The following is a 24400-nucleotide window of genomic DNA, read 5'->3' as shown; positions in this document are numbered from 1 at the left end:
CGCAAATTGCTAATTGCTAGCAATTTCTAGGCCAAATTCACCAGCTTCAGGGTCAAATCCCACATTCTTTGACCCCGTTGCTCATCGCGGGCCTGAGGTGAGACCCGTTGCAGGAAGGCTTCGCGACCCTTCTTCTGGCGGTTGCCCCAGCTAAAGTAAGCCCCCGACTGCTTGAAGTCAGGATCTGCCACCACCTGAGCCACTCGATCGCCCGCCAACTCCTGAGACACATAGCCCCCAGTGATGTTCTTTTGGAACCAGGGGAAGATGGTTTGGAACAGGGGATAGTGATTGCGGAAGAGGGGCGTATCGGCCACGCAACCGGGATAGAGCGAAGAGAACGTAATCCCAGTGGACTCATGGAAGCGACGGTGCAACTCGCGCATGGTCAGCACATTGCAAACCTTGCTTTCCTTGTAGGCCCGCACCGGCTCAAACTTCTTGCCATTGGCCATGCAAATCGGATTTTTGAAGCCCTGTGCAAAGCCTTCCAGATTGCCCAAATCGGGCTGAGGCGGAATTTTGCCCCCCAATTCGTCGGGGTTGTGGGTCACCGTGCCCAAAATCACCATCCGCCGATCGGGATAGTTTGAGAGCTTCATGTCATCCAACATCAGATTGCACAACAGGAAGTGGCTCAGATGGTTGGTGGTCATGGTCAGTTCATAGCCCTCAGGACTCCAAAGCGGTTCCTTAATCAAGGGCATATAAATGGCAGCGTTACAGACCAGCGCATCGAGCGATCGACCCAGCGATCGAAAAGCACTGACCAACATCCGCACGCTGGTGAGGTTCCCCAAGTCCACTTGGAGCACCGTATAGCTATCTTGAGGAATGCCCGCCTCGGCCGCCGCCGCGTGGGTTTTTTCCAAATTCCGGCAAGCCATCACCACATACCAGCCACGATTGACGAGGGCCTTAGCGGCGTACAGCCCGACTCCCGAGGAAGTACCGGTGATGAGGACGGTGGGTTTTTGCTGTTCTGCCATTGCTGTTGTGCGGTTTTATCGTGATGGGTTACTAAAAAAGGGGGCAGAGCAACTGGCTCTTGCGCCTCATGCCGATCGAAACCGACGGTAATCGCCTCGATCGCGATCGGGAACGCTTTGCTCTGTTGAATGATGCCACCGGGCCCAAACGGGGCCAGGCGATCGCATCCTATCGAGAATCGCCTAACTGCGCGTCGTGAAAGGCGAAAACCTCAACCAATCTTAAAATCTTGGCCGGTTGTTGAGAATTTTGCAGGGTGGCATCCAAATTATTTGGCTAGCACCCTTGCGATTTTTCATCCATGGCGTATAATACATACTCGCGTCAAAAATATTGAGTTTTGTTCCGTTAGCCAAACGATCACCACTCAATCAATCTCCATAACCTAGAGATTTGAAGACGCATTAAGGCTCAGTAGCTCAGAGGTTAGAGCAGGGGACTCATAAGCCCAAGGTCGCAGGTTCAAATCCCGCCTGAGCCATCGCTGAAACACTTGTGTTGCAAGGCTTTTAGATTACTTGCAACAGTATTTAGAACTGTAAAAGTAAGATCATTTTAAGATCATTGGCCATCGAGCTGATTTTCAAATGGTCAGACTCCCTGTTTGCCGCACTAGCAAGCTTGAAGCGGAACATTAGGCTAGTAGACTTCTTTCACGAATCAGTTAGAAGCCCTCATCCTTAACCCCTTTCCCAAAATGGACTGATCAACGGTCATTGTGTAGGTTGGGTTGAGGCACGAAACCCAACAACAGTAAGGCTCGTGGTGATTGAGTTGGGTTTCGCAAAGCTCAACCCAACCTACCGGAGAACTGCAAGCGATCGGAAGTTAGCCTCCAACAAGAACGCGATCGACTGTTTAGGTCGATCGCGCTAATGATGCTCAACGAACAATTGGAGCCAGCCGGAAAAATGCGCTAAGGAAAACCTACAGCGTCAGGGATTGCACATCGCCTTCGATCAGGGCGGCCAAGTCGCGCAGGAAGCCTGCCGAATCTGCACCGTAGATGATCCGGTGATCAGCGGTCAGGTTCACTTGCATCACCCGCTTCACGCCCAACAAACCGTCATCGGTGGCCACCACAGTCGGCTTGGAAGCGCCCACCGCCAAGATCGCCCCTTGGCCTGGCGGCAAAATCGCATCAAAGCGATCGACCCCGAACATGCCCAAGTTCGACAGGGTGAAAGTGCCGGTGGTGTACTCATCCGGCTGCAACTGCTTGCTGCGGGCCCGGGTCACCAGGTCTTGCCAGTTGCGCGACAGGGAATAGAGATCCACCTGATCGGCATTCTTCAGCACGGGCGTGATCAGGCCACCATCGGGCATGGCCACGGCCACGGCGATGTTGATGTCGCTGCGGTAGGCGATCGCATCGGTCGCGTAGGCCGCGTTCACCACCGGGTGCTTGCGCAGGCTGAGGGCCACGGCCTTGGCCAGCAGGGCGGTCATGGTCACGCCCTTGGACTTCACTTGTTTGTAGAGTGCGTCCAGCTTGTCGGTGGTGATTGAGTAGCCCACGCGGAAGGTGGGAACGCTCAGGCTGACCATCATGTTGTTGACCACGGCCTTTTGCAGGGTGGTCATGGCCACGGCTTGACCGGGCATGGGTGGCAAGGGTGCAGCAGCAGCGGCAGCCGGAGCGGGAGCAGCGGCGGGCACGGCCACGGGTGCGGCGATCGGGGCGGGGGCAGCGGCCGGGGTGCGACCGGCGGCCCGTTCCACGTCTTCAGCCACGATCCGACCGTTGGGGCCCGAACCGGTCAGGCCACTCAGGTCAACTTTCAGTTCTTTGGCCAGCTTCTTGGCGCGGGGCGAGGCGATCGTGCGGCCGCTGGGGCTGGCTGCGGGGGCGCTGGCTCCATTGCTGGGGGCAGCGGCCACGGCCACCGGGGTGGCAACGGGCGTGGCGGCCGGGGCCGAAGCGGCGGCCGGGGCAGCGCTGGCTGCGCCACCGGACAGACCGGCCGCTTGGGCCTTGGCGGCTTCAATTTCCGCTTCGGTTTCGGCAATCAGGGCGATCGTGGAACCCACAGGGGCGGAACCACCGGCATCAACAACGATCGCGGCCATGTAGCCCTCGTTAAAGGATTCCACGTCCATGTCTGCCTTGTCGGACTCGACGATGAGGATCGTTTCGCCTTTGGCTACTTTGTCGCCCGGCGCTTTTTCCCACGAGACGATTTTGCCTTCGGTCATCGTGGAGCTAAGGGCAGGCATGAAGACTTCGTGAATCATGGGCCGATCGTACCGGGGAACGCTAGGACTTGAATGGTTGGGCTGCAATTCGCCAAAGTCAGATTTTACCGTCTGTTGGGGACGGTGGTGGCGTTGGTTGGCGATCGAGCCGTCGGAGTCAGGGATCGATCGTGTCACGCCGGGTGCTCACCGGTCGGTGGCCCCGGGAGCGCCCTAGTTGCGGAGGTCAGCAGATTTCAGATATTCCGTGTTCACGCCCGATTCACGGGTGAGGGCAATTTTGCCGGTGCGGGCCAGCTCGCGAACGCCAAATTTTTCCAGCAATTGCAGAATGGCTACCATCTTGCCCGGGTCGCCCACCACCTCGATCGTCAGGGAGTCGTCAGACACATCCACCACCCGCGCCCGAAAAATTTGCGCCAGTTCAATAATTTCCGATCGGGCACTGCTCGGCGCATTCACCTTCACCAACATCAACTCCCGTTCCACACAGGGCACTTCGGTGATGTCTTGGACTTTGATCACGTTGATCAGTTTGTAGAGCTGTTTAACGATTTGCTCAATGATCCGGTCATCGCCGGACACGATCATCGTGATTCGCGATACGCCCCCTTGCTCGGCAGGGCCGACGGCCAGGCTTTCGATGTTGTATCCCCGGCGGGCAAAAAGACCCGCGATGCGCGTCAAAACGCCGGCTTCGTCCTCGACAAGTACAGAAAGGGTGTGTTTCATGGTTCGGTGAAAGGCTGATGGCCAGAGCGGGCGATCGATCGGGTGCATCCCAAAGGTGAATTGCACCCAATAAGGTGAATCGCACCCAATGCTGATCCCAATTCCCAATCGCATTCCAAATCTTGCGACAGCCTTTCAGTATAGAAGGCTGGCGAGATCTGTGGGTGCAAGGCCCAGGTTCGGAGTCTGTGGACTGTTCTTGGGGATAACCGATCGAAGATCGCACAGCCAACGGATCTTGAAGTAGGAATTAGAGCAACGGAATGGAAGGATGGGCGACCAACCAACTATTGGGCGGCCTAGTGGGCGGCAGCGCCACCGAGGTAGAGTTCCGCCACCTTTGGATCGTTGAGCAGATCGCGGCCGGGCCCCGTGAAGCGATCGCGCCCTGCTTCTAGCACATAGCCCCGATCGGCCATTTCCAAAGCCTTGCGGGCGTTTTGCTCAACCAAAATAATCGAAGTGCCCGTGCTGTTGATGGCCTTAATTTGCTCAAACACGTCGTTGACCAAAATGGGCGAAAGCGCAGCGGAAGGCTCATCCAACACCAGCAACGCCGGTTCCAGCATCAGGGCCTTGCCCATGGCCAACATTTGCCGCTCACCGCCGGACAATGTGCCCGCTCGCTGGTGGCGGCGCTCGTGCAATCGGGGGAACATGGTGAAGATGCGTTCCTTCAACGACCCGATCGGTCGTTCTAGGATGAATGCGCCCATTTCCAGGTTTTCTTCAACCGTGAGCGATCGAAACACGTTGGCAATTTGCGGCACATAGCAAACGCCCCGTTGCACCACCTCATTGGCCTTCAGGTGCCCGATCGACTCGCCATGGAACAAAATCTGGCCCCGATTGGGGTTCAGCAGCCCCGCGATCGTTTTGCCTAAGGTGGATTTACCCGCACCGTTGGGGCCAATGATCGCCACCAGTTCGCCAGGGGCCAGGGTCAAATTCACCCCTTGTAAGATGTCGAGGCCCTTCAGGTAGCCAGCGTATACGTCTTGGACTTCAAGGAGAACTGACACGATCGAGCAGGGGTGGAAGTTTCAACTAATCGTAATACCATTTTTGGCAAATGCCATTTCTGGCAAATGCCTTGTTTTGGCGAATGACCTGGGGTTCAGCATGGAAAACTCAACCATGGCCGCGAAATTGCTGTTGGAGCAACTGATTTCTCCGGAACAGTTGGCCCCAATGCTGTCGGATCCGGATTGGGTGGTGGTGGACTGTCGGTTTTCCTTGGGCGATCGCAACTTGGGACAACAGCAATACCAAACTGCCCACATTCCCGGCGCGGTCTATGCGGATTTGGAGCGGGATTTGTCTGGGCCCGTTGGCCCCCATGGCGGTCGGCATCCGCTGCCCGTGATCGATCGCCTGGTGGATCAACTGGGCTTTTGGGGCATTGATGCCGATCGGTGGGTTGCGGTCTACGACGATTCCCAATTTGGGTTTGCGGCCCGGTTCTGGTGGCTGTTGCGCTATTTGGGCCACGATCGAGTGGTGCTGCTGGATGGCGGTTGGTCAGCCTGGCGAAGAGCGGGTTTGCCCACCACCAGCCAACCCAGCCACCCGATCGTCCGTCAGTTTGTGCCCCGCCCGCGCTTGGAACTGCTGGCCTCGATCGACACCATCAAACAAGCCCAGCGGTTGGCAGAAGGAACCATCATTGACTCCCGAGAACCCGCTCGATATCGCGGCGAAGTGGAGCCGATCGACCCCGTAGCTGGCCACATTCCCGGAGCCATTAACTATCCTTGGGTGCAGGTTTGCGACCCAGAAGGCCGCGCCCACTCGATCGCCTCCTTGAAATCCCACTTTCAGGACTTGCCCCCCAATCCACCCCCGATCGTCTACTGCGGTTCCGGCGTGACGGCCTGCGTTAACCTGTGGGCCCTGGCCCGCGCTGGACTGCCCCAAGCTCGTCTCTACGTCGGCAGTTGGAGTGACTGGTGCTCCTATCCCGATTTACCCAAAGTCACTGCTCCGGCTGAGTGAGTATGTTTGAGGAGCCTAAATGATCACGCTGCTGACTGATCGATCATTGAAGACAAGGGGCTAGCAATTACCAAAAACAAGGGGCTAGCAATCACCAAAAACAAGGGACTTAAGCCCCTTGCTCCTATGGTTGTTGTTCTTTGAATCAACTTTTCAAGGTAATTTTTCTAATCAACTAGCTTCTCAAAAGTTTCTCTTAAAAAAGCTTGAATCTTCCAACGGAGCATCATCAACATGGCCCTTTCTGAAAAACTCATTGAACTGGTTGTTGATAAAGTGCTCATTGGCGGCATTGTGCTAATTGCCGGTTATTGGTTAAACAAGCGATTTGAAATTTTCAAAAGTGACATTAATGAAAAATATCGCCAGCGCCAAATCCTAATCGATTTAGAAAATCAGCAGAAACAGCGCGTTGCCGAATTAGAACAAGAAATTGTGCTGGCTCGTCATCAAGCGGAACTGGAATTCTTGGAGCGCCAAATTTCCGAATTCTATTGGCCAATTTACTTACGCCTTGAAAAAGATAACGCCATGTGGCAGCGAATCGCCACTTTGGGCGCAAGAGATCATGCGTTGCCGGATTCTGCCGGAGAAATTATTGAGCGAGACTTTATTTTAAAAAATCACGATGAAATTGTTGCAATCATCGAATCCAAAATTCACCTAGCTGAACAGGCGGAAAATAGCCAAGAGTTGATTGAAGAATTGCTGAAATATCTGAAACATGTGGCAATTTACAAAGCTGTGCGATCGATCGAATCCATGCGCGGGGTGAACCCAATGGATTTAAACGAACCCTTTCCGTCCAAGCTGTTTCCCCTCATTCAGCACAACTTTCGATCGCTCCAAGCTCGGTATGAGCAACTGAAGCGAGCCAAATTCCGGGACTTGAACCCCTCCTGAATCAATCCGGGCGATCGCCCAGGCCTCGGCGGCCAATTCACCAACCATGACCAGCGCGATCGCTGCAATTTCTCCTTTTTGGTCGCTTTAGCGTCCCGATCGCGCCCATATTTGCAAAGATCTGCATTTAAACAGGGTGGTTGTCGCCCTTAATCGCAAGTTAATCGCTCTGATCCCTCGGGATCTATAAACTTTTGCAAAGGGGCGATCGTCCTCCAATTGACCCGGCCCGATTCCGGCGCGATCGCCCTAAAGCCCCACCCCTCAACAACTTGATGGCTCACCCGATCGTCAGGGCGATCGGCCCGGGAAGACCCCAGCGACCCATTCTCTGAAACTCGACTTAAGATTTATTCTCAATAATGCGAGCTTCTTGCAAATGCTCATTTATACCTGTTACCATTTGGCAGAGGGAAACGCTTCAGGTCAAACCTCGCCAACCCCTATGTTTTCCTACACACCACAGTCCCTAAAAGCCGAGTTAAACGAGCGCGGTTGGCGGATGACTCCCCAACGCGAAGTGATCCTTAATGTCTTCAAGGATCTGCCCGAAGGTCGCCACCTCAGCGCCGAAGATCTGTATCACTTGCTTGAAGAGCAAGACCAAGGCATCAGCCTTTCTACGATCTATCGAACTCTGAAATTAATGTCGCGCATGGGCATTTTGCGCGAACTGGAATTAGCAGAAGGCCACAAGCACTACGAACTGAATCAGCCCTATCCCCATCATCACCATCACTTAATTTGCGTTAAGTGCAACAAAACGATCGAATTCAAGAACGATTCGGTTTTGAAAATGGGAATTAAGCAATCGGAAAAAGAGGGCTACCATCTGCTCGATTGCCAGTTAACCATCCACGCCATTTGCCCCTCCTGTCAGCGATCGCTCTTGCCGCTTTAGTCTGTGAATAATGATCTTGAATTAGGGGTTGGCTGAGTGGAAAACCATTGAGCCAACCTTTGATTATGATTGGGCGTGCTAGGCTCTGGTGTTCTGAAATTTCGGTATTCTGAAATCTGGGTGTTGTAGGGGTTTAAATTTTGGTTCACCTGATTGATTCGGGGCTATAAAAACGGTTTCAGCACCTTGAACTATCTGAGAACTATCTGAACCCAGTGAACTAATCAAGTGAACTAATCGATCGAGTCTTGAGCATCCAGATTGTGATCGCCAGAGTCTTGATTGTCTAAGTCTTGAGCGCCATAGCCTGGATCACCATAGTCGATCGGCAAACGTGGCAATGCTGGTTCCCCATGAACCGGATGATCAGCGATGCCTTGGGCGGTTTGATAGTGCAGCCCCCAAGTATGCATCGCTTCCAGCACTGACCACAGGGATTCGCCCAGCGGCGTGAGGGAATATTCCACCCTGGGCGGCACTTCTGGATAAACTTGCCGGTGAACAATGCCATCGGCTTCCAACTCCCGCAACTGCTGGGTCAGCATTTTTTGCGTCACGCCCTGAAGCGCTCGCCGCAGTTGAGCAAAGCGCATGGTTCCTGCAAATAGCTCGCGCAAAATCAGGACTTTCCATCGCCCATCAATAATGTTGAGTGTTGTCTCAACGGCACAACTGAGGCGCGTGAAGCCTGTGGTGGGTGCTGGATTCGGGGTAATCATGGGCGATCGATCCTCATACAGCGAAGGAAGCCATGGCAAACCATATCAAAAGCAATATAGATCAATTTCTTCAAGTTGATGGTTGAAATGTTTCTTGAACATGCTTTTGAATACTCGCTTGAGTTTTTTAGAAACTGCGCTGAAAAACTGCACTGAAAAACTGCACTTAGAAATTGCACTTAGAAATTGCATTTTCAAGAAAATCTAAAATTGAATTTTGACTTAAGAATATTCTCAAGCTTTTCCTATTCTTAGGTCTCTTCATTGAATTAGTTAATTCGGTTGATTGGGTTGATTGAGTGACCGGGTGGTTTCTTTTTGGTAACTACCGCACTTTTTTGTGCGTACTTGTTGCTGCCAAGAGAAGCCCCTAGGATCAATTCAATCGCCTAGTTTACTGAACCGAGAGAGAGTTTTAAGCATGACTGCTCCTAATGAGGCTGTGATTGCTGATACAAAGCCTGAAGTGATTGAACTGACACCGGGAAAATATTTCTGGTGTACTTGTGGTTGATCGGCTGCTAAGAAATTCTGCGATGGTTCCCACCAAGGAACGAGCTTCACGCCCTTCGCCTTTGAGGTGACAGAAACGAAGAAGGTCGCGATTTGTAATTGCAAGCAAACTCAAAATTCACCTTTCTGTGATGGTTCCCATCAGCCGCTGGTGGCTGGTTAGAACTCGAATTCGGTGAAAATGGCTGATTTTTCGGTGCATTGAAATGGTCAAAGGCTGATCAGTTGCCTGTAGGGTGGGCAGTGCCCACCGAACCGTTGATTCATGGCATTTGCGATATGACGTGCCAATTATTTTAGGTAAAGGCTGTAGTCAGAGGCTGATCAGATCATGATCCTGAGGTGAATCGGCGTTACCGGTGGTTTCGGTTGTGGATGTGATTTGCTGATTGCTGGATTTTGCATTTCTGAGTTTTGCGTTTCTGGATTTTGCAGGGTTTGATTAGGTTGAACAGTGGAGTAATTGAGCCATGACTATTTCGTCTTCTGCTGCTGCCTCGATCGCCCCGACCGCTGCGGGCAACATCACGATTCGGCGATCGGGCGATCGGGGCCATGCCAATCACGGTTGGTTGGATAGCTATCACAGTTTTTCGTTCAGCAGTTACTACGACCCCAATCACATGGGATTTCGGACGTTGCGAGTGATCAATGAGGATGTGATTGCTCCCAAGCAAGGGTTTGGCACCCATGGCCATCGCGACATGGAAATTGTGACCTATGTGCTGAGTGGGTTGCTGGAGCACCGGGACAGCATTGGCAACGGCTCCCTGATTCGGCCGGGCGATGTGCAACGGATGAGCGCCGGAACGGGCATTTTGCATAGCGAATTTAATGCGTCGGATTCGGAGCCGCTGCACCTGTTGCAAATTTGGATTTTGCCCGATCGCAACAACTTGCAACCGGGCTATGAGCAGGTGTTCTTTGCGCCGGAAGACAAGCAGGGGCGGTTACGGGTAGTGGCTTCGCCCGATGGTCGCGATGGCTCGGTGACGATTCATCAGGATGCGCTGATTTTTGCCAGCTCGTTGGCGGCGGGCGATCGGGTGGTGCATCAATTTGCCAGCCCTGAGCGTGGCGGATGGTTGCAGGTGGCTCGTGGGGCGATCGCCCTGAATGGGGTGATGCTGGAGGCGGGCGACGCGGCGGCCATCACGGCCCTGGAGCAGGTGGAAATTACGGCTTCCGAGAATGCGGAGCTGTTGCTGTTTGACCTGGCCTAAGGCTGGCTTAAGGCCGAGCCAATGGCCGCTGCGTGGATCATGGATTCGGAGGGGCGATCGCTTGACGACGGAGCCGCAAAACGATTGCATGGATTCGATCGCTGTTTTTAGGGCCTGATCCCGAATCCATGAGCACCAACGGCAATCCGTTTCACGATCGCCCCTCTCAACCGGGCGCTGATAGCCTGCCGGGTGACCAACTGCCCCCCGAAGACTACGCCCGCAAGCTCTATGAAATGCAGTTGCGGGCGGAGGAGCGCCGCTTGCGGGAAGAGGCCCGGCAAATGGCGATCGCACGGCGCAATGAGGTGTTGCGGCGGGTGCAACAGGGAACCTATTACCTGATTGTGGCGCTGGAAATTTTGATTGGGATGCGATTCCTGTTGCAATTGACGGGAGCGAATCCCCGCAGTCCCTTTGCTCAGGGCATTGAGTTTTTGGCCAGTCCCTACATTGGCCCCTTTTCGACGTTATTCCCGGTGTTTCGGTTTGGCCAGTTCAATGCGTTAGATCTGAATGCGATCGTGGCGATGCTGACCTATGCCCTGTTGGGGGTGCTGTTTGTGCGGCTGCTGAAGATTGTGTCGGATTAGCCGATCGGGGCCAGTGATGATCCTCGAAGGCGAGCGATCGAGGGCGTTGGGTCGCAGGGGAGCAATGCCCATCCGGCAGCCCCAAAGAAAAGTCTTGACTTGCGATCCATCAAGTCTTACGGCGATCGAGCGCATCGCCCAATCCTTGAATGATGCCGCGGCCAATGAAGCCGAGGCCTCGGCCGATCGCCTGGAGCACCATCAGGGCCCCACGACCGGCCAGGGTGACCGTGGCCCGCACCCGAGGGGCGATCGCGTCGCGGGCTTCAATCAGCAATGTGACCCCCAAGGGCACACCGGATAAGGCCCGCCACTCCTGATTGCGAGGCGCATAAACCGGCAGGGCCACAATGCCCCGATCGCTGGCCGTCAGCAGCCAATAGCGACTTTCGTAGATGGCTTTGGGTTCGCTGACCCAGCGTTGCACTCGATATTTCCAAGCCAGGTCATTCCGAAACCGTTCCACTTCCCGGGTGGGCAACCAGCGCCGATCGAACAGAGCCAGCTTCAGGCCTTCCCGATCGCCATAGCGATTCAAAACCGGTTGCACCACGGCGCAGGCCAAACAAAGCACCAGGTTATGCAGCAGGGCGCTGGCCCGATCGAGGGCGGCCCCGGTTCCCGCCTCCACCGTCACCCCATCCACCGTTAGGGGCAGACCCCACAGCAGATGTTCTAGCAGGGGGCCCAATTCCACGGCGCGATTCAGAATATCTGTGGCCACGATCGGCCAATCCTGAAGCAATCGATCTCGTTGGAGCCGCAAGGCCCCACTGCCCGATCGCAGGGTTGAGCGCTCCGTGAGCCAGTCGCCTAAAAAGTCATCCAGAAGCTGAACCCACCAGGTTTGCAACAAGGCTTCCTGTTGGGCCAGCAGCCGATCGCCCCGCAGTCGATCGCGGCGCACTTCCTCCAGTCCCCGTTCCACCCGCCGCAACACCAGGGCCAACAGTTCCCGACGGCGATCGGGATGCAAAATTTCAATTTCCAGGGGGGAACCGGTCAAATTCACCAGTCGATCGACCGTCAGCCGGGCCACCGCATCGTCAAAGAGAGTTGATCGCCAGAGGGTCAGGTCTAGGGCGGTTGGTGTGGAACCACCTGCCGGATCCTCAGGGGGCGGGGGTGGATTACGGCTGGAGTCGATCGCTCCGGAGCCGATCGGGCGATTGGGTGGCGCATTGGCCGATGGATTGGCCCCACCCGCAGCCTGATTAGCGGCTGAATTGGCCGGTTGCGTTGGTGAGCGGTTAATCGGGCGCGTTGCCGATCGACCCAAAGGCGAATTGAGCACCGATGCTGACGATGCCGTATCGTCCTCCGGATCCCAGCCGCTCCCGCCCCGATTCGTTGGATCCACATTGGTTGGATCCATATTGGTCGGATTGGTCGGATCGATATTGATCGATGGGTCGGGAATGCCACCCGCCAACCAGCCCAAAACCGATCGGGCCGCCCGCAACTCGCGCTGCCGGCCCGCCAAGACCCACTGATCCCACCAAGGGCGATCGCGTCGTTGGGCCAACGTGGCCCCGTCTCGTAGGGCCCGATCAACCTCCAGCCACTGGGATTGGAACCAGCGCTGCCGATTGCTGAGGGCTGGCGGTCGGCTCAATTGTCCCTACCCCAACTAGCGAGGTGTGGCAGCGGGAGCCGGTGCGGGCGCTGGACGCAGGGCCCCCGGACTGATGAAGCCCAGCTCCGCCAGTTGTTGATAGGCCTTGGTTCCCAAATCTCGCGTGGGGCTTTGGCTCGAAACAATCTGCACCAACAGAGGAATGGCTAATTCCGGTTGATTTTGGGCCCGGTGAACCAAGGCAAGCTGATAGGTCGATAAATCGCGCATTTGGGCCGCTTCAAGGGCGTTCTTGCGCTGTTCTTGGGAAATGCGGTTGTCGATCGCGGAAAATGCACCAGACAATTGCTGATGGAAGTTCGACAACTGGTTAAACACCTGTCGAGCTTGCTGCAAGCGCTGTTGAGCCAAACCGTAGTTTTGGGACTCGATCGCGCGGGCAGCTTCGTCCATCAAGCGTTGACCGCCGGCCATGCTCAACAGTCCCGTTGCTTGAACCACCGCCGGTTCAGGGTTAGCTGGCGTGGCATCGGGCAAATTCGTTTCTTGGGCCCGCACGCTGGGGGCCAGCGCGGCAACTGCCAACAGGGGAAAAACAACACGCAGCAACCGGGGGAATCGAAGGGCTAGCATGGGCTGGGTGGATTGATTAGGAGCCGCTTGACATCCTCCCCACCCCAAAGGCGTGGGGGTTCTGGTGCTAACCAAGCAACCGAGGTTGCTCGACTAGACCATGGGTTGACGCTTCATGGGCCGCCACCAGCGAACTGGATTCACGCTGGCCTCTGCGTCCGTTTTGAGTCTCGGACTGCCCGCCCGCGACTGGGATCAAGCCACTCTCCAAGGGCGAGGCTTGTATCCATTACTTTGGTCAAATCGGCTCTATTCTACGACAAGGTTCGATCGCCCTTGGGCCCCTCCGCGCCCGATCAGCCTAGATTGGTGGCGGCATTGACCATTCTGGCTGGCTGATTTCCGTCGCCGTCGATGATCCCCCTGTCGTCTTCAGGGCAATCTGCTTCCCAGCCTGTTTCCAGCCTGTTTCAGGAGATATTCCCCGTGGCGGATTTGCAACCTTCTTCTCATCCCGTGCCGTCCGATTTGGACTCTGTGGGGGCTGTTGGTGTGCCACCCCAGTTTCTGGGCCTGGTGTTGCAACGGGGCGGAGATGAAGTCCTCCTAGAAAAAGTGCCCGATCGCTTCGTGGTGCGCCCCAAAGCCGCCCAGTCGATCGATCCCACCCGTCTGCCGGACGTAACCCAGGTGCGACCTCTGGGGCGAGGCGTGGCCCTGGTGGAGTTGCTGGTGGCTCCGGCCCGGTTGGATTCGGTGATGGACGAGGCTCGCCGATCGGGAGCCTTTGACTACGTGAGCCATGTTTACCAGTACCAAGGCCAGGGGGCCACAAGGGTTTATTTGGGGGATGAGGTGACGATCGTGTTCCATCCCACCCTGGTGGCCCAGGCGGTGGATGCGATCGCCCAAGGCCTGGGGCTGGTGTTGGTGAAACCCCTGGACGGCATTCCCAATGCGTTCATCTATCGCCTGAGCGATCGAACGCCCCTCAACCCCCTGAAAATTGCCAACACCCTGCTGGAAAATCCGGCCGTTCTGAGCGCCGAACCCAACGCCATCCTCGAAAGCCAACCCTTCTACCGGCCACGGGATGGGTTTTACAGTTCCCAGTGGTATTTGCAAAACAACGGGGGCAGCAGCATCACCGCCGGTTCCCACATCGATGCGGAAAAAGCCTGGGACATTACCCGGGGCGATCGATCCATCATCATCGCGATCGCCGACGATGGCATCGACCTCAGCCACCCGGACTTTCAGGGAACCGGCAAAATTGTCAGCCCCAAAGACTTTAAAGACAACGACTTTAACCCCCTGCCTGGCACGCGGGACGACAGCCACGGAACCGCCTGCGCTGGGGTTGCCGTGGCCGAAGAAAACGGCAGCGGCATTGTGGGCGTGGCTCCCCGTTGTGCCTTGATGCCCATTCGCACCACCGGCTATTTAGATGACCAAGCGGTGGAAGAACTGTTTGATTGGTGCGTGTCCCGGGGGGCCGCCGTGGTTTCCTGTAGCTGGGGCCCAGGCAGCATTTACTTTCCCCTGTCCACCCGGCAGCGAGCAGCCCTCAACCGAGCCGCCACCCAGGGCCGCAATGGCAAAGGCTGTGTGATTGTGTTTGCGGCCGGCAACGCGAACCGGCCCGTGAATGGCACGGTGAATGAGCAGGGTTGGCCCAACAAGGTGTTGTCGGGATCCACAGAATGGCTGTCCGGGTTTGCGGCCCATCCGGACGTGATTGCCGTTGCCGCTTCCACCAGCTTGAACCGCAAAGCCGCCTACAGCAATTGGGGCGATAACATTTCCGTTTGCGCCCCCAGCAACAATGCATCACCGGGAATTTGGTTGCCGGAAACCGGCGCAATTCTGACTCCGCCCCAGGTGACCAGCAACCTGGCCGGAGCCGGAGTGTTCACGACCGATCGCCTGGGGTCAGCGGGCTACAGCAGCACGGACTTCACCGCCGACTTTGGGGGCACATCCAGCGCTTGCCCGGTGGTGGCGGGTGTGGCGGCCCTGGTGTTGTCCGCGAATCCCAACCTGACGGCGCGGGAGGTGAAACAAATTCTGGAATCAACGGCGGACAAAATTGTGGACACCAACGCCGATCCACAGTTTGGATTTCGCTACGGTTCCTATGACAGTCGCGGGTTTTCCCGGTGGTTTGGCTACGGCAAGGTGAACGCTTACAAGGCGGTGTTGGAGGCCCGGCGACGGGCGGGCGGCGGCAGTCCGGTTCCGAGTCCCGGCCCAACCCCCAGTCCTGGCCCGCTGGGGGATGACGTGACGGGCCATTGGGCCGAAGCGTTTATTCGCCAGTTGATCCAACGGCAAATCATGAGCGGCTACAAGGAGGATGGCACCTTTCGCCCCAACACCAACCTGACGCGGGGGCAGTTTGCGGCCCTGTTGGTGAAGGCTTTTCCCAGTTTGCCTAACCTGCGATCGGGGGCGAAATTTTGGGATGTGCCGGCCAGTTTTTGGGCTGCCGGGGCGATCGACCAATGCTATCGACGCGGATTGCTGGCAGGGTTTCCCGACGGCAGCTTTAAGCCCAACGCCAACCTCACCCGGGCCCAAGCGTTGGTCGCCCTGGTGAATGGCCTGGGTTTGACGGGGGGAACCTTGAGTGTTTTGAGCTATTACAGCGATGCGATTCGGATTCCCAACTTTGCCCGCGACGCGATCGCCACGGCCACAGTGCGGCGCATGGTGGTGAACTATCCCGACCTCACCCGCCTGGAAGCCGAGCGGGCCATCACCCGGGGGGAAGTATCCGCCTTCCTTTACCAAGCCCTGGTCACCAAGGGCCTGGCCAGCGCCCTGCGATCGCCCTACATTGTCGATTTGGGCAGCAACAACGCCAACAGTGATCCGGCCAGCAGCGCCTTCAGCGACATCACCGACCATTGGGCCGCCCCCTTCATCAATACCCTGGCGGCACAGGCCATTCTCAGCGGTTACGAGGACGGCTCGTTCCATCCCGATGAGCCGATTAACCGGGCCCAATTGGCGGCGGTGTTGGTCAAAGCCTTCGATCCCGGCGATCGGCGATCGGGCAAGGTCTTTCAAGATGTGCCATCGGGCTATTGGGCGGCGGCGGCGATCGATCGCGCCTACCGGGGTCAGTTCCTCTCGGGGATGGATGCCGATCGATTTGGCCCCGAGTTGGGTGTGCCCCGTTGGCAGTTGGCCGCAGCCCTGGCCGGAGGGCTGGCTTGGCCCGATGAGTCCCCCGAAGGCTTGGCAGTGCTGGACGATCGCGCCGAAATTCCCAGCGCCGTGCAGGGCAAAATTGCCGCCGCCCTCAAGCGCCAAATCCTGCAAGGGCAACCCAGTCCCGATCGCCTGAATCCCAACCAACCCACCACCCGCGCCGACCTGGCCAGCTTCATTCACCAGGCCCTGATCGCTGAAGGGCGACTGTCTTAGAAGTGGTCTGAGGAGTCACCTGGGTGACTGGCCAAGCCCTCGTAGTCCTGGGGGCCAGGGCTTGAGCATCTGGTCTCTGCTGATTGATGAGGCTCACCCGGTGGCGGTTTGGGCTGTTTAGACCTTCCGGGCGATCGGTGCTCCCTGGTTGCGGAAATCACGCCGGGCCTAGACCTCTCGGCCAAATCCGGCACAATAGGGACATTGGCCCCATGGGCTAATCAACCGCGCTGGTCAACAATACAGTGCCACGCCCCAACCCATTCGCATTCCAATTGCTGCTCCATCCCTGACCATGACTCATCCCTTTTTGGAACGGTTGCATCACCCTTCGCGTCCGGTCATCGTTTTTGACGGCGGCATGGGGACGCTCCTCCAGGCGCAGAACCTGACGGCCGAAGACTTTGGCGGCCCGCAGTATGAGGGGTGTAATGAGTATTTGGTGCAAAGCAAGCCGGAAGCCGTGGCCTATGTGCATCGGGAATATCTGAAGGCGGGCGCAGATGTGATCGAAACCGACACCTTTGGTGGAACTTCGATCGTCCTGGCGGAATACGATTTAGCCGACCAAGCCTATGCGTTAAACCGCAAGGCCGTGGAGCTGGCCAAGGAACTCACCCGCGAATTTTCCACCCCTGAAAAACCGCGTTTTGTGGCCGGTTCCATGGGGCCGGGAACGAAACTACCGACCCTGGGCCACATTGACTACGACACGATGAAAGCGGCCTACGCGGAACAGGCCCGAGCGCTCATCGATGGTGGGGCTGATTTGTTGATTGTTGAAACCTGCCAAGATGTGTTGCAAATTAAGTCAGCACTGAATGCGATCGAAGAGGTTTTTGCCGAGCAAGGATCGCGGATTCCGTTGATGGTTTCGGTGACCATGGAAACCACCGGCACGATGTTGGTCGGGACGGATATCAACGCCGTTGTGGCGATTTTGGAACCCTACCCGATCGATATTTTGGGGTTGAATTGTGCCACTGGCCCCGATCGAATGGCGGAGCATATTCGCTACCTGTGTGAGCGATCGCCCTTTGTGGTCTCCTGCATTCCCAACGCGGGCTTGCCAGAAAACGTCGGCGGCCATGCCCACTACCGCCTGACCCCCATGGAATTGCGGATGGCCCTGCACAAATTCGTGGAAGATTGGGGCGTGCAAGTGGTGGGCGGCTGCTGCGGTACGCGCCCCGATCACATCAAGGAATTGGTCGGTATTTCCGAATCCTTGCAACCGAAAGCCCGCGAGATTCGGGTTCCTGAAAACTTGGAACCGGGCCGGTTCGATCGCAACCCATTGCATTACGAACCCGCCGCTGCATCGATCTACGGAACCCAGCTTTATCAGCAAGATAATTCCTTCCTAATTGTGGGTGAGCGGCTCAATGCCAGCGGTTCCAAAAAATGCCGCGAACTGCTGAATGCGGAAGATTGGGATGGGCTGGTTTCCCTGGCCAAAGCCCAAGTCCGCGAAGGGGCCCACGTGCTGGATGTGAACGTGGACTATGTGGGTCGCGATGGCGAACGGGATATGCGGGAGCTGGTTTCGCGGCTGGTGAATAATGTCACTTTGCCGCTGATGTTGGACTCCACGGAATGGCAAAAAATGGAAGCCGGTTTGAAGGTGGCCGGCGGCAAATGTTTGCTGAATTCCACCAACTATGAAGACGGCGAAGAGCGCTTTTTGAAAGTGCTGGAGCTGGCCAAAACCTATGGCGCTGGGGTGGTGATCGGGACGATCGATGAAGATGGGATGGCCCGCACCGCCGAAAAGAAATTTGCGATCGCCCAGCGGGCCTATCGACAAGCGGTGGAGTTTGGAATTCCCGCCCATGAAATCTTCTTCGACACCCTGGCTCTGCCGATTTCCACCGGCATTGAAGAAGACCGCAAAAACGGAGCCGCCACGATCGAATCAATTCGCTTGATTCGGGAAAATCTGCCCGGCTGCCACATTTTGCTGGGTGTTTCCAACATCTCCTTTGGTCTGAATCCGGCGGCGCGGCAGGTGCTGAACTCGATGTTCCTGCATGAATGTATGCAGGTGGGAATGGACTCCTCGATCGTCAGTGCGGCCAAGATTTTGCCCCTGGCCAAAATTGAGCCGGAACACCAGGAAGTCTGCCGCGATTTGATCTTCGATCGTCGCCGGTTTGAGGGGGATGTTTGTGTTTATGATCCCCTGACCCAGCTCACCCAACTCTTTGAAGGAGCCACCACCAAAAAGGCAGCAGGCGTGGATGAAAACCTCTCCCTCGAAGAGAAACTCAAACGCCACATCATCGATGGCGAACGGTTGGGTCTTGAAGCCATCTTGCAACAGGCCATGACCCAATATCCACCCCTAGAAATCATCAATACCTATCTGTTGGATGGGATGAAAGTGGTGGGTGAATTGTTTGCTTCGGGTCAAATGCAATTGCCCTTTGTGTTGCAATCGGCGGAAACCATGAAAGCGGCGGTGGCCTTTTTGGAACCGCACATGGAGAAATCCGAAACCAGCAACAATGCTAAGGGCACTTTCGTGATTGCCACGGTCAAGGGCGATGTGCATGACATTGGCAAAAACCTGGTGGATATCATCCTCACCAACAATGGCTATCGGGTGATTAATTTGGGCATTAAACAGCCCGTGGAAAATATCATTGATGCCTACGAGCAACACAAGCCCGATTGCATTGCCATGAGCGGTTTGTTGGTGAAATCCACGGCGTTCATGAAGGAAAACCTGGAGACCTTCAACGATCGCGGGATTACCGTGCCCGTGATTTTGGGCGGCGCGGCCCTCACGCCGAAATTTGTCTATGAAGATTGCCAAAAGACCTATCGCGGTCGGGTGATCTATGGCAAAGATGCCTTCTCGGATCTCAGCTTCATGGATAAGTTGATGCCCGCAAAAGCGGCTGAGAAATGGGATGATTCCCAAGGCTTTTTAGGGGAATTTGCCGATGATCCGGCGGCGCTGGGTCGCTATGGCCAAGCCAAGGCGGATGGTGACGATGCGGCTGAGAAACCCGCCAAAGCCGAGAAACCCAAGGTGATTGACACGCGGCGATCGGAAGCGGTTGACCCGCATATCGATCGCCCCCAGCCGCCGTTCTGGGGCAGCCAATTGCTGAACCCCACGGACATTGCGATCGAGGAAGTTTTCAACTATCTCGACTTGCAAGCCTTGTTCGTCGGTCAATGGCAGTTCCGTAAACCGAAGGAGCAATCCCGCGAGGATTACGATGCGTTTATTGATGCCAAAGTGCGACCGATTTTGGCGGAATGGAAAGCCAAGGTGCTGGCGGAAAACCTGCTGCAACCGCAAGTGATCTATGGCTATTTCCCCTGCAATGCGGCGGGGAATACGCTCTATATCTACGACCCGGAAGCAGTCAGCGCGGGGCAAATCAACCTGGAGCCGATCGCCCAATTTGAGTTTCCGCGCCAAGGTTCCATGCGTCGCCTTTGCATTGCCGATTTCTTTGCGCCGAAGGAGTTGGGCATCTTTGATGTGTTCCCGATGCAAGCGGTGACGGTGGGCGAAATTGCCACGGAATACGCTCAAAAACTATTCGGGGCGAATCAATATTCCGATTATTTGTACTTCCACGGGATGGCGGTGCAAACGGCGGAAGCCCTGGCGGAATGGACGCACGCTCGCATTCGGCGGGAGCTGGGATTTGGCGCGCAGGAACCGGATAGTTTGCGGGACATTTTGGCGCAGCGTTATCAGGGATCTCGCTACAGCTTTGGCTATCCGGCTTGTCCGAATATTCAGGATCAATTGATTCAGTTGCAGTTGCTGCAAACCGATCGAATCAACATGTATATGGACGAGAGCGAGCAGCTTTACCCGGAGCAGTCCACCACGGCGATCGTTTCTTACCACCCGATCGCGAAGTACTTCACAGCGTAGGCTGTAGCTAGCATGATGCCCGCAGCTAGTTAAGAAGCAGCAGTTTACTGTTCAGCAAAATTCCAAAAGCCGTGAAATCCTTGTCAGACGAAGGTTTTGCGGCTTTTGTTTTTTTCCAAAAATCTTGGCCTGGAATCTTGACAGCTTCTCAGTTGTTTGCTAGATTGATTCCATAAATCCTAGATCAGATTCTTGGAAATGAGCAAAGTTATCTACGATTTGATTCAACGCTTTGAAGTTGAGGATGGAGTTCCGCGATTAATCGCTAGTACTCTCAATGTGATTTCTGGTGGAGAAGATTTGTTTTCAACTGCTCAAAAATTACTAGAGGATCGCAATTTTTCCAATTTCTTTGTTGAAAGGAAGGCTTCTCAGTATGTTGGATATCGCAAGAAAGTCTCAGGTGGAGTTTCTAAAAGATCCCAACTCATTATTTCTCGTCGAAAAGATGGTATCTGTATCTCTTTAGAAGAAAAGTTTCTTGAGCAATACATTGTTCGATTTCGTTATAGGACATATTGTTCTGAAGCCGGGACGGATGTATCTCAATACGTTGCCAAAATCTGGATTATCCCAAGCAAGGAAGATGATTTCATGGCAAACCGGAATCCTTACTATTGGTCAAAATTTGAAGATGTGGATGGCTGGCAAGGAGCCGCTAATCGTGAGTCCAGGACTATTGATATGAGAGATTTAGAGCATGATGGTTACGAAGGCCGTTCCATTCAAGGTAGTGAAATTATTCCACAAGAGGAGTTCGACCCATTGAAAATCAGCAGCCCAGACACCTATTTAATTTTGGGCGCGGATAAACTTTTTCCTTATGCACTACAGACAACCATCACTGATACCAATCTTTTGAAAGAATTTTTAGAATTTTTTATAGATAAGCTTTTGACCACATCATTTGACTAATTCCAAAGGAGGTAATGACAATGAGTGTTCATATTTCTGATCGAGTTCTTCAACTAGGCTATGAGAAGCCTAATCGTGCCCAACTTCGGGAAATTGGGAAAATTGCAACTGCCCTCAGTCACAGTATCGGTCTTACCCCCAGTTATCGAAATCAGTTGATTGACGGACAATTGCGACTAGTGAGGGATTGGCAAGAACATGATTTGCCATTAGTAGATGCTGCAATTCATGTATTTTTCCGTAGGATTGCTAAGTCTGCAAGTTGACCAGGAAAGCAGCGAGTAGGGTGGGCATTGCCCACCGCCATCCAGCCAAAAAGCGCTCATCTACAAAACAATGATCGCTTCTTCCCACAGTGCGATCAGATTGCATTAGCGATGGGCTGTAGGTATAGGTGGGCAATGCCCACCCTACTGCTGCTCTCACTGAATTTCAAGATAATCGAAGGCGATAATTTACAAGGCTTGCTTCACGATGCGTATAAGCGTTCTACTGATCGTCAACTCACCGCGAAGCCATCATATTGGCGCATGAGGGGCGAGTGATAAGCCAGCACAATTTCTTCTTTGGGAATCCCACGCTCGACTAGCTCGTTGGCAACCCCAACTTCTGTGCCGTCATATTGAATCCAGGCTTTTTCTTGCTCTAGATCAATGTGAATCAATGTGCCATAGACTCGGCGTTCCTCAAGCCAGCCTGTACGCAGCAATTGATAGCGATCGCGCTCCAAATCAAACATCAACTTCATCTGAATTTCGCCATAGGCAGGCTGAATCTGACTATGCTCAGTCAGAACTTCCTGAACGATTCGCCGGTAGCGTTCTAGTTTATCCATTGGATACCTCCAGTTTTGATGTTGTAAACCACAATCAAAATCTGCTGCTCTTTCACAATTTCTTCAACAAATTTAAGTCTAAAAAATTGATCATATATTTGACTAGGCACAGCTAGATATAACTTTCTATTCGCTTCCTGAGCACGCAACGCATGGCGATAATTGAAATATTGACCGACAGCCGTGTGGAACTCGGAAATAGCTGAGGGGTGAGTGAAGCTTTTGACCTCGACGGCAATTTTCTCGGAATCGCGTTGAGCCGCAAGTAAGCGTTCTGCCCCCAGATCAATTTGCATTTGCACATCACCATAGTCCACAGGAAAAGGATCATGGGTAATCTCCCAGCCCTCAGCCATCAGGGCTGACTTGACAATATGGTGAAACAGATCTTTTGCCATCAGTGATCACCTCCGACACCATACCCCTCGACGGATTGCAGCATGTTAAGCAGAAATTACAGACCCCGTTGCATAAATCACCTGAGCAGAAGAAAGAATTTCGTGGCGGCGTAGATAGTTGCGACTGCTGGCAATTCCTTGGCGGGTGATTAAATCAATCTCCCGATCGAACATAATTTTCAGCTCTGCTTCCATACGGTCTAAGGTGCTGAATGTGGGGCAGGCTGTTGGGTGAAACTCAACCATAATATCGATGTCGCTGTCGGGGCGGAAATCATCCCTGAGAACTGAGCCAAAGAGAGCGAGTTCAACCACTTTCCATCGTTGGCAAAACTCAGCAAGCTGTTCTAGAGTAATGCCTAATCGAGATTGCAGTTTAGGATTGAGTTGCCGTGTAGTCATTAATCGTCGTCTCTGTTGTCTCTAATTCAATGGTTTACAGGGTTAGATTAATGTCATGCGTGAAAATCTTATTGCTAGTCAACTCACTGCAAAGCCATCATATTGGCGCATGAGGGGTGAGTGATAAGCCAGCACAATTTCCTCTTTGGGAATTCCACGCTCAACTAGCTCATTGGCAATCCCAACTTCTGTGCCATCATATTGAATCCAGACTTTACCTTGTTGTAGATCAATGTGAATTGTGGACGATCGAGCCGATCGAGCAATAGGTCTCAATGGTCGATCGCCCTACGGCCTAATTTAATCCTCCGTTGTTACCAAATCCAACAGCGATCGCCCCAATAGCCGCGCGTCCTCATCAGACATCACCAAACACAGCGATTCCGTTTGCCCCAAGCAATCATCCAAGGCTTGAGGCTGCTTCAACGAAAAGCTCAAATGAACCTCATTCGTTAAATGACAGATCCGTTTTCCCACGATCGTCACACTGGTGCGATCGCTCATCAAAGTCATGTCATGAGTCACCAGCGTTTGAATTTGCATTATCCTTCTCTCTTAATGATTTTGGGGTGTTTTGGAACACTTGGGGATACTTTGAAAAGGCTTGAGGACTAAACTTCAATCTAGAATCCAATTAGCCCTTCAACACTTGACACATCAGCCAGAGCAAACAGAGCATTACGACCCGGATTCATTCAAGGCAGCCGTTAGATCGGGAATAAAAGTGGCGTACATTCCCCGTAAATCACCGGGCTTGAAGTCGTAAGCCAAATCTTCGGGATAGTTGTTGGCTACGAATTGGGGCCGACGCGATTTTTGCCCATGACAAGCTAGGCAACCGGGAGATACATTAATGCGGCGAAAATAATGGGTTCCGGGCTGACCATTCACTTGGCCACGCTGCCACAAGCCTTGTAGTTCGGAATTAGCTGAAAACTGTTCTAAGGCCGCCAATTCTGTGGCGTTTTGGGGCCGGTGTTCTGGATTTCGATACTTCTGGGAAACTTGGCGCAGTTGCCAACCTTCCGTCTGGGCGATCCGTTTGGCTTCCATCCCCACCGGCTTGCACACGGCTTTCATGGTTTCGGCGGTGGGGGGGTCAGTTTTGCCTTCCAAGGTGGAAGCGAGTCCCGATCGCAGGGCATCGAGATTTTCAATGGCTTCCACGGCTTTGGCCAACTGATCGGGGCTGGTATTGGCTTGGGCCGTCGGGGCGATCGCGCCATTCAGACCGATCGCCCAAATGAAAGCGATGCCCAACATTAGGATTCGTCGCATGTGGATATCTCCGGTGGGGAAAACGTTGCAAGATCAATCAACGATTGGGCACAAAGTCCTAAATACTTCGGATCCGAAAGGAAATAAATTCGGGAATTTCCTTCCTTCCGACAAGCAACCACTCGAGCCATTCGCAGCATTTGCAAATGCTTAGAAACATTGGCTTGGCTCAGGTTGGTTGACTCGCTAATTTCAGTTACGTTGCACTCACCTTGGCAAATGCGCCAAAGAATTCCTAATCGACTGCGATCGCCCAGCAATTTGAATAGGTCAGCTAGCCGATCTAAATCAGGATTGGCAGCAGCAGCAGCCATTTCAGCCG

23 protein-coding genes, 1 tRNA gene and 2 pseudogenes are annotated in these 24400 nt (G+C 54.4%); 12 read left to right on the top strand and 14 right to left on the bottom strand.

What is annotated here, in order from left to right; genetic code table 11:
• Nucleotides 1-26: 26 nt before the first annotated feature.
• Nucleotides 27-989, bottom strand: a complete 963-nt coding sequence (locus H6G53_RS11390) for a protochlorophyllide reductase (RefSeq protein ID WP_099533996.1) — start codon at nucleotides 987-989, stop codon at nucleotides 27-29.
• A 68-nt stretch (nucleotides 990-1057) separates the two neighbouring features.
• Here H6G53_RS11390 and H6G53_RS18985 point away from each other — a divergent pair, with 68 nt between their 5' ends.
• The gene (locus H6G53_RS18985) at nucleotides 1058-1189 is read left to right on the top strand and encodes a hypothetical protein (RefSeq protein ID WP_255512360.1); all 132 of its coding nucleotides are present in this window, start codon (nucleotides 1058-1060) and stop codon (nucleotides 1187-1189) included.
• A 209-nt stretch (nucleotides 1190-1398) separates the two neighbouring features.
• Nucleotides 1399-1471: transfer RNA gene (locus H6G53_RS11385), tRNA-Met, on the top strand.
• A 446-nt stretch (nucleotides 1472-1917) separates the two neighbouring features.
• Here the strand turns inward: H6G53_RS11385 and H6G53_RS11380 are convergent.
• From H6G53_RS11380 to H6G53_RS11370, 3 genes are all read right to left on the bottom strand, one after another.
• Nucleotides 1918-3225 carry a dihydrolipoamide acetyltransferase family protein gene (locus tag H6G53_RS11380; protein ID WP_190533118.1) on the bottom strand — a complete coding sequence of 436 codons (1308 nt, stop codon included), beginning with the start codon at nucleotides 3223-3225 and terminating at the stop codon, nucleotides 1918-1920.
• A 174-nt stretch (nucleotides 3226-3399) separates the two neighbouring features.
• A complete protein-coding gene (gene ilvN / locus H6G53_RS11375; RefSeq protein ID WP_099533066.1) occupies nucleotides 3400-3918 on the bottom strand; it encodes an acetolactate synthase small subunit in 519 nt (172 codons plus the stop codon).
• 299 nt (nucleotides 3919-4217) lie between these two features.
• Nucleotides 4218-4940: an ABC transporter ATP-binding protein gene (locus H6G53_RS11370; RefSeq protein ID WP_370567073.1), complete on the bottom strand. Its 723-nt coding sequence runs from the start codon at nucleotides 4938-4940 to the stop codon at nucleotides 4218-4220.
• Between the two features lie 115 nt (nucleotides 4941-5055).
• Between H6G53_RS11370 and H6G53_RS11365 the strand changes: the two genes are divergently transcribed.
• The 3 genes from H6G53_RS11365 (at nucleotide 5056) to H6G53_RS11355 (ending at nucleotide 7717) form a co-directional block, all read left to right on the top strand.
• Nucleotides 5056-5913, top strand: coding sequence for a sulfurtransferase (locus H6G53_RS11365; RefSeq protein WP_190533007.1), 858 nt, complete (start codon nucleotides 5056-5058; stop codon nucleotides 5911-5913).
• A 234-nt stretch (nucleotides 5914-6147) separates the two neighbouring features.
• A complete protein-coding gene (locus tag H6G53_RS11360) occupies nucleotides 6148-6816 on the top strand; it encodes a hypothetical protein (RefSeq protein ID WP_190533004.1) in 669 nt (222 codons plus the stop codon).
• A 445-nt stretch (nucleotides 6817-7261) separates the two neighbouring features.
• Nucleotides 7262-7717: a Fur family transcriptional regulator gene (locus tag H6G53_RS11355; protein ID WP_099531468.1), complete on the top strand. Its 456-nt coding sequence runs from the start codon at nucleotides 7262-7264 to the stop codon at nucleotides 7715-7717.
• Between the two features lie 389 nt (nucleotides 7718-8106).
• Here H6G53_RS11355 and H6G53_RS11350 read toward each other — a convergent pair.
• A pseudogene (locus tag H6G53_RS11350) lies at nucleotides 8107-8436 on the bottom strand (winged helix-turn-helix transcriptional regulator); the annotation flags it as partial.
• Nucleotides 8437-9016: 580 nt separating this feature from the next.
• Here H6G53_RS11350 and H6G53_RS18730 point away from each other — a divergent pair.
• The 3 genes from H6G53_RS18730 (at nucleotide 9017) to H6G53_RS11335 (ending at nucleotide 10765) form a co-directional block, all read left to right on the top strand.
• The gene (locus H6G53_RS18730) at nucleotides 9017-9112 is read left to right on the top strand and encodes a CDGSH iron-sulfur domain-containing protein (protein ID WP_370567816.1); all 96 of its coding nucleotides are present in this window, start codon (nucleotides 9017-9019) and stop codon (nucleotides 9110-9112) included.
• Nucleotides 9113-9419: 307 nt separating this feature from the next.
• A complete protein-coding gene (locus H6G53_RS11340; RefSeq protein WP_190532998.1) occupies nucleotides 9420-10172 on the top strand; it encodes a pirin family protein in 753 nt (250 codons plus the stop codon).
• A gap of 128 nt (nucleotides 10173-10300) precedes the next feature.
• Nucleotides 10301-10765, top strand: a complete 465-nt coding sequence (locus tag H6G53_RS11335; RefSeq protein ID WP_190353521.1) for a YggT family protein — start codon at nucleotides 10301-10303, stop codon at nucleotides 10763-10765.
• A gap of 109 nt (nucleotides 10766-10874) precedes the next feature.
• On the opposite strand, the gene H6G53_RS11330 is transcribed toward H6G53_RS11335, so the two are convergent.
• Both H6G53_RS11330 and H6G53_RS11325 read right to left on the bottom strand, forming a co-directional pair.
• Complete coding sequence (locus tag H6G53_RS11330) at nucleotides 10875-12380, bottom strand: DUF3685 domain-containing protein (RefSeq protein WP_190532995.1); 1506 nt, start codon at nucleotides 12378-12380, stop codon at nucleotides 10875-10877.
• Nucleotides 12381-12395: 15 nt separating this feature from the next.
• Complete coding sequence (locus H6G53_RS11325) at nucleotides 12396-12974, bottom strand: hypothetical protein (protein WP_099531474.1); 579 nt, start codon at nucleotides 12972-12974, stop codon at nucleotides 12396-12398.
• A gap of 426 nt (nucleotides 12975-13400) precedes the next feature.
• Between H6G53_RS11325 and H6G53_RS11320 the strand changes: the two genes are divergently transcribed.
• The 4 genes from H6G53_RS11320 (at nucleotide 13401) to H6G53_RS11305 (ending at nucleotide 21431) form a co-directional block, all read left to right on the top strand.
• Nucleotides 13401-16346: an S-layer homology domain-containing protein gene (locus tag H6G53_RS11320; RefSeq protein WP_199309217.1), complete on the top strand. Its 2946-nt coding sequence runs from the start codon at nucleotides 13401-13403 to the stop codon at nucleotides 16344-16346.
• A gap of 295 nt (nucleotides 16347-16641) precedes the next feature.
• Nucleotides 16642-20250 (top strand): methionine synthase, encoded by a 3609-nt coding sequence (gene metH, locus H6G53_RS11315; RefSeq protein WP_190532989.1) that lies wholly within the window; start codon nucleotides 16642-16644, stop codon nucleotides 20248-20250.
• Nucleotides 20251-20448: 198 nt separating this feature from the next.
• Nucleotides 20449-21165 carry a hypothetical protein gene (locus H6G53_RS11310; protein ID WP_190532986.1) on the top strand — a complete coding sequence of 239 codons (717 nt, stop codon included), beginning with the start codon at nucleotides 20449-20451 and terminating at the stop codon, nucleotides 21163-21165.
• 20 nt (nucleotides 21166-21185) lie between these two features.
• Nucleotides 21186-21431 carry a hypothetical protein gene (locus tag H6G53_RS11305; RefSeq protein WP_190532983.1) on the top strand — a complete coding sequence of 82 codons (246 nt, stop codon included), beginning with the start codon at nucleotides 21186-21188 and terminating at the stop codon, nucleotides 21429-21431.
• A gap of 233 nt (nucleotides 21432-21664) precedes the next feature.
• On the opposite strand, the gene H6G53_RS11300 is transcribed toward H6G53_RS11305, so the two are convergent.
• From H6G53_RS11300 to H6G53_RS11270, 7 genes and pseudogenes are all read right to left on the bottom strand, one after another.
• Entirely contained in the window at nucleotides 21665-22000 is a 336-nt protein-coding gene (locus H6G53_RS11300) for a XisI protein (RefSeq protein ID WP_190532980.1), read from the bottom strand.
• Nucleotides 21988-22401 (bottom strand): element excision factor XisH family protein, encoded by a 414-nt coding sequence (locus tag H6G53_RS11295; RefSeq protein WP_190533114.1) that lies wholly within the window; start codon nucleotides 22399-22401, stop codon nucleotides 21988-21990. Before H6G53_RS11295 ends, H6G53_RS11300 begins: the two co-directional genes overlap by 13 nt.
• Before the next feature lie 42 nt (nucleotides 22402-22443).
• Nucleotides 22444-22800, bottom strand: a complete 357-nt coding sequence (locus H6G53_RS11290) for a nucleotidyltransferase family protein (RefSeq protein ID WP_190532978.1) — start codon at nucleotides 22798-22800, stop codon at nucleotides 22444-22446.
• 78 nt (nucleotides 22801-22878) lie between these two features.
• A pseudogene (locus H6G53_RS11285) lies at nucleotides 22879-23043 on the bottom strand (element excision factor XisI family protein); the annotation flags it as partial.
• Nucleotides 23044-23100: 57 nt separating this feature from the next.
• On the bottom strand, nucleotides 23101-23343 hold the full coding sequence (locus H6G53_RS11280) for a hypothetical protein (protein WP_190532971.1): 243 nt from the start codon (nucleotides 23341-23343) through the stop codon (nucleotides 23101-23103).
• 135 nt (nucleotides 23344-23478) lie between these two features.
• Nucleotides 23479-24078, bottom strand: coding sequence for a DUF3365 domain-containing protein (locus H6G53_RS11275; RefSeq protein ID WP_190532968.1), 600 nt, complete (start codon nucleotides 24076-24078; stop codon nucleotides 23479-23481).
• Nucleotides 24063-24392 (bottom strand): helix-turn-helix transcriptional regulator, encoded by a 330-nt coding sequence (locus H6G53_RS11270; protein WP_190532966.1) that lies wholly within the window; start codon nucleotides 24390-24392, stop codon nucleotides 24063-24065. Before H6G53_RS11270 ends, H6G53_RS11275 begins: the two co-directional genes overlap by 16 nt.
• Nucleotides 24393-24400 lie beyond the last annotated feature (8 nt).

The organism is Limnothrix sp. FACHB-406 (assembly GCF_014698235.1).
GTDB lineage: Bacteria > Cyanobacteriota > Cyanobacteriia > CACIAM-69d > CACIAM-69d > CACIAM-69d.
This window is presented reverse-complemented; position numbering and strand designations above follow the sequence as displayed.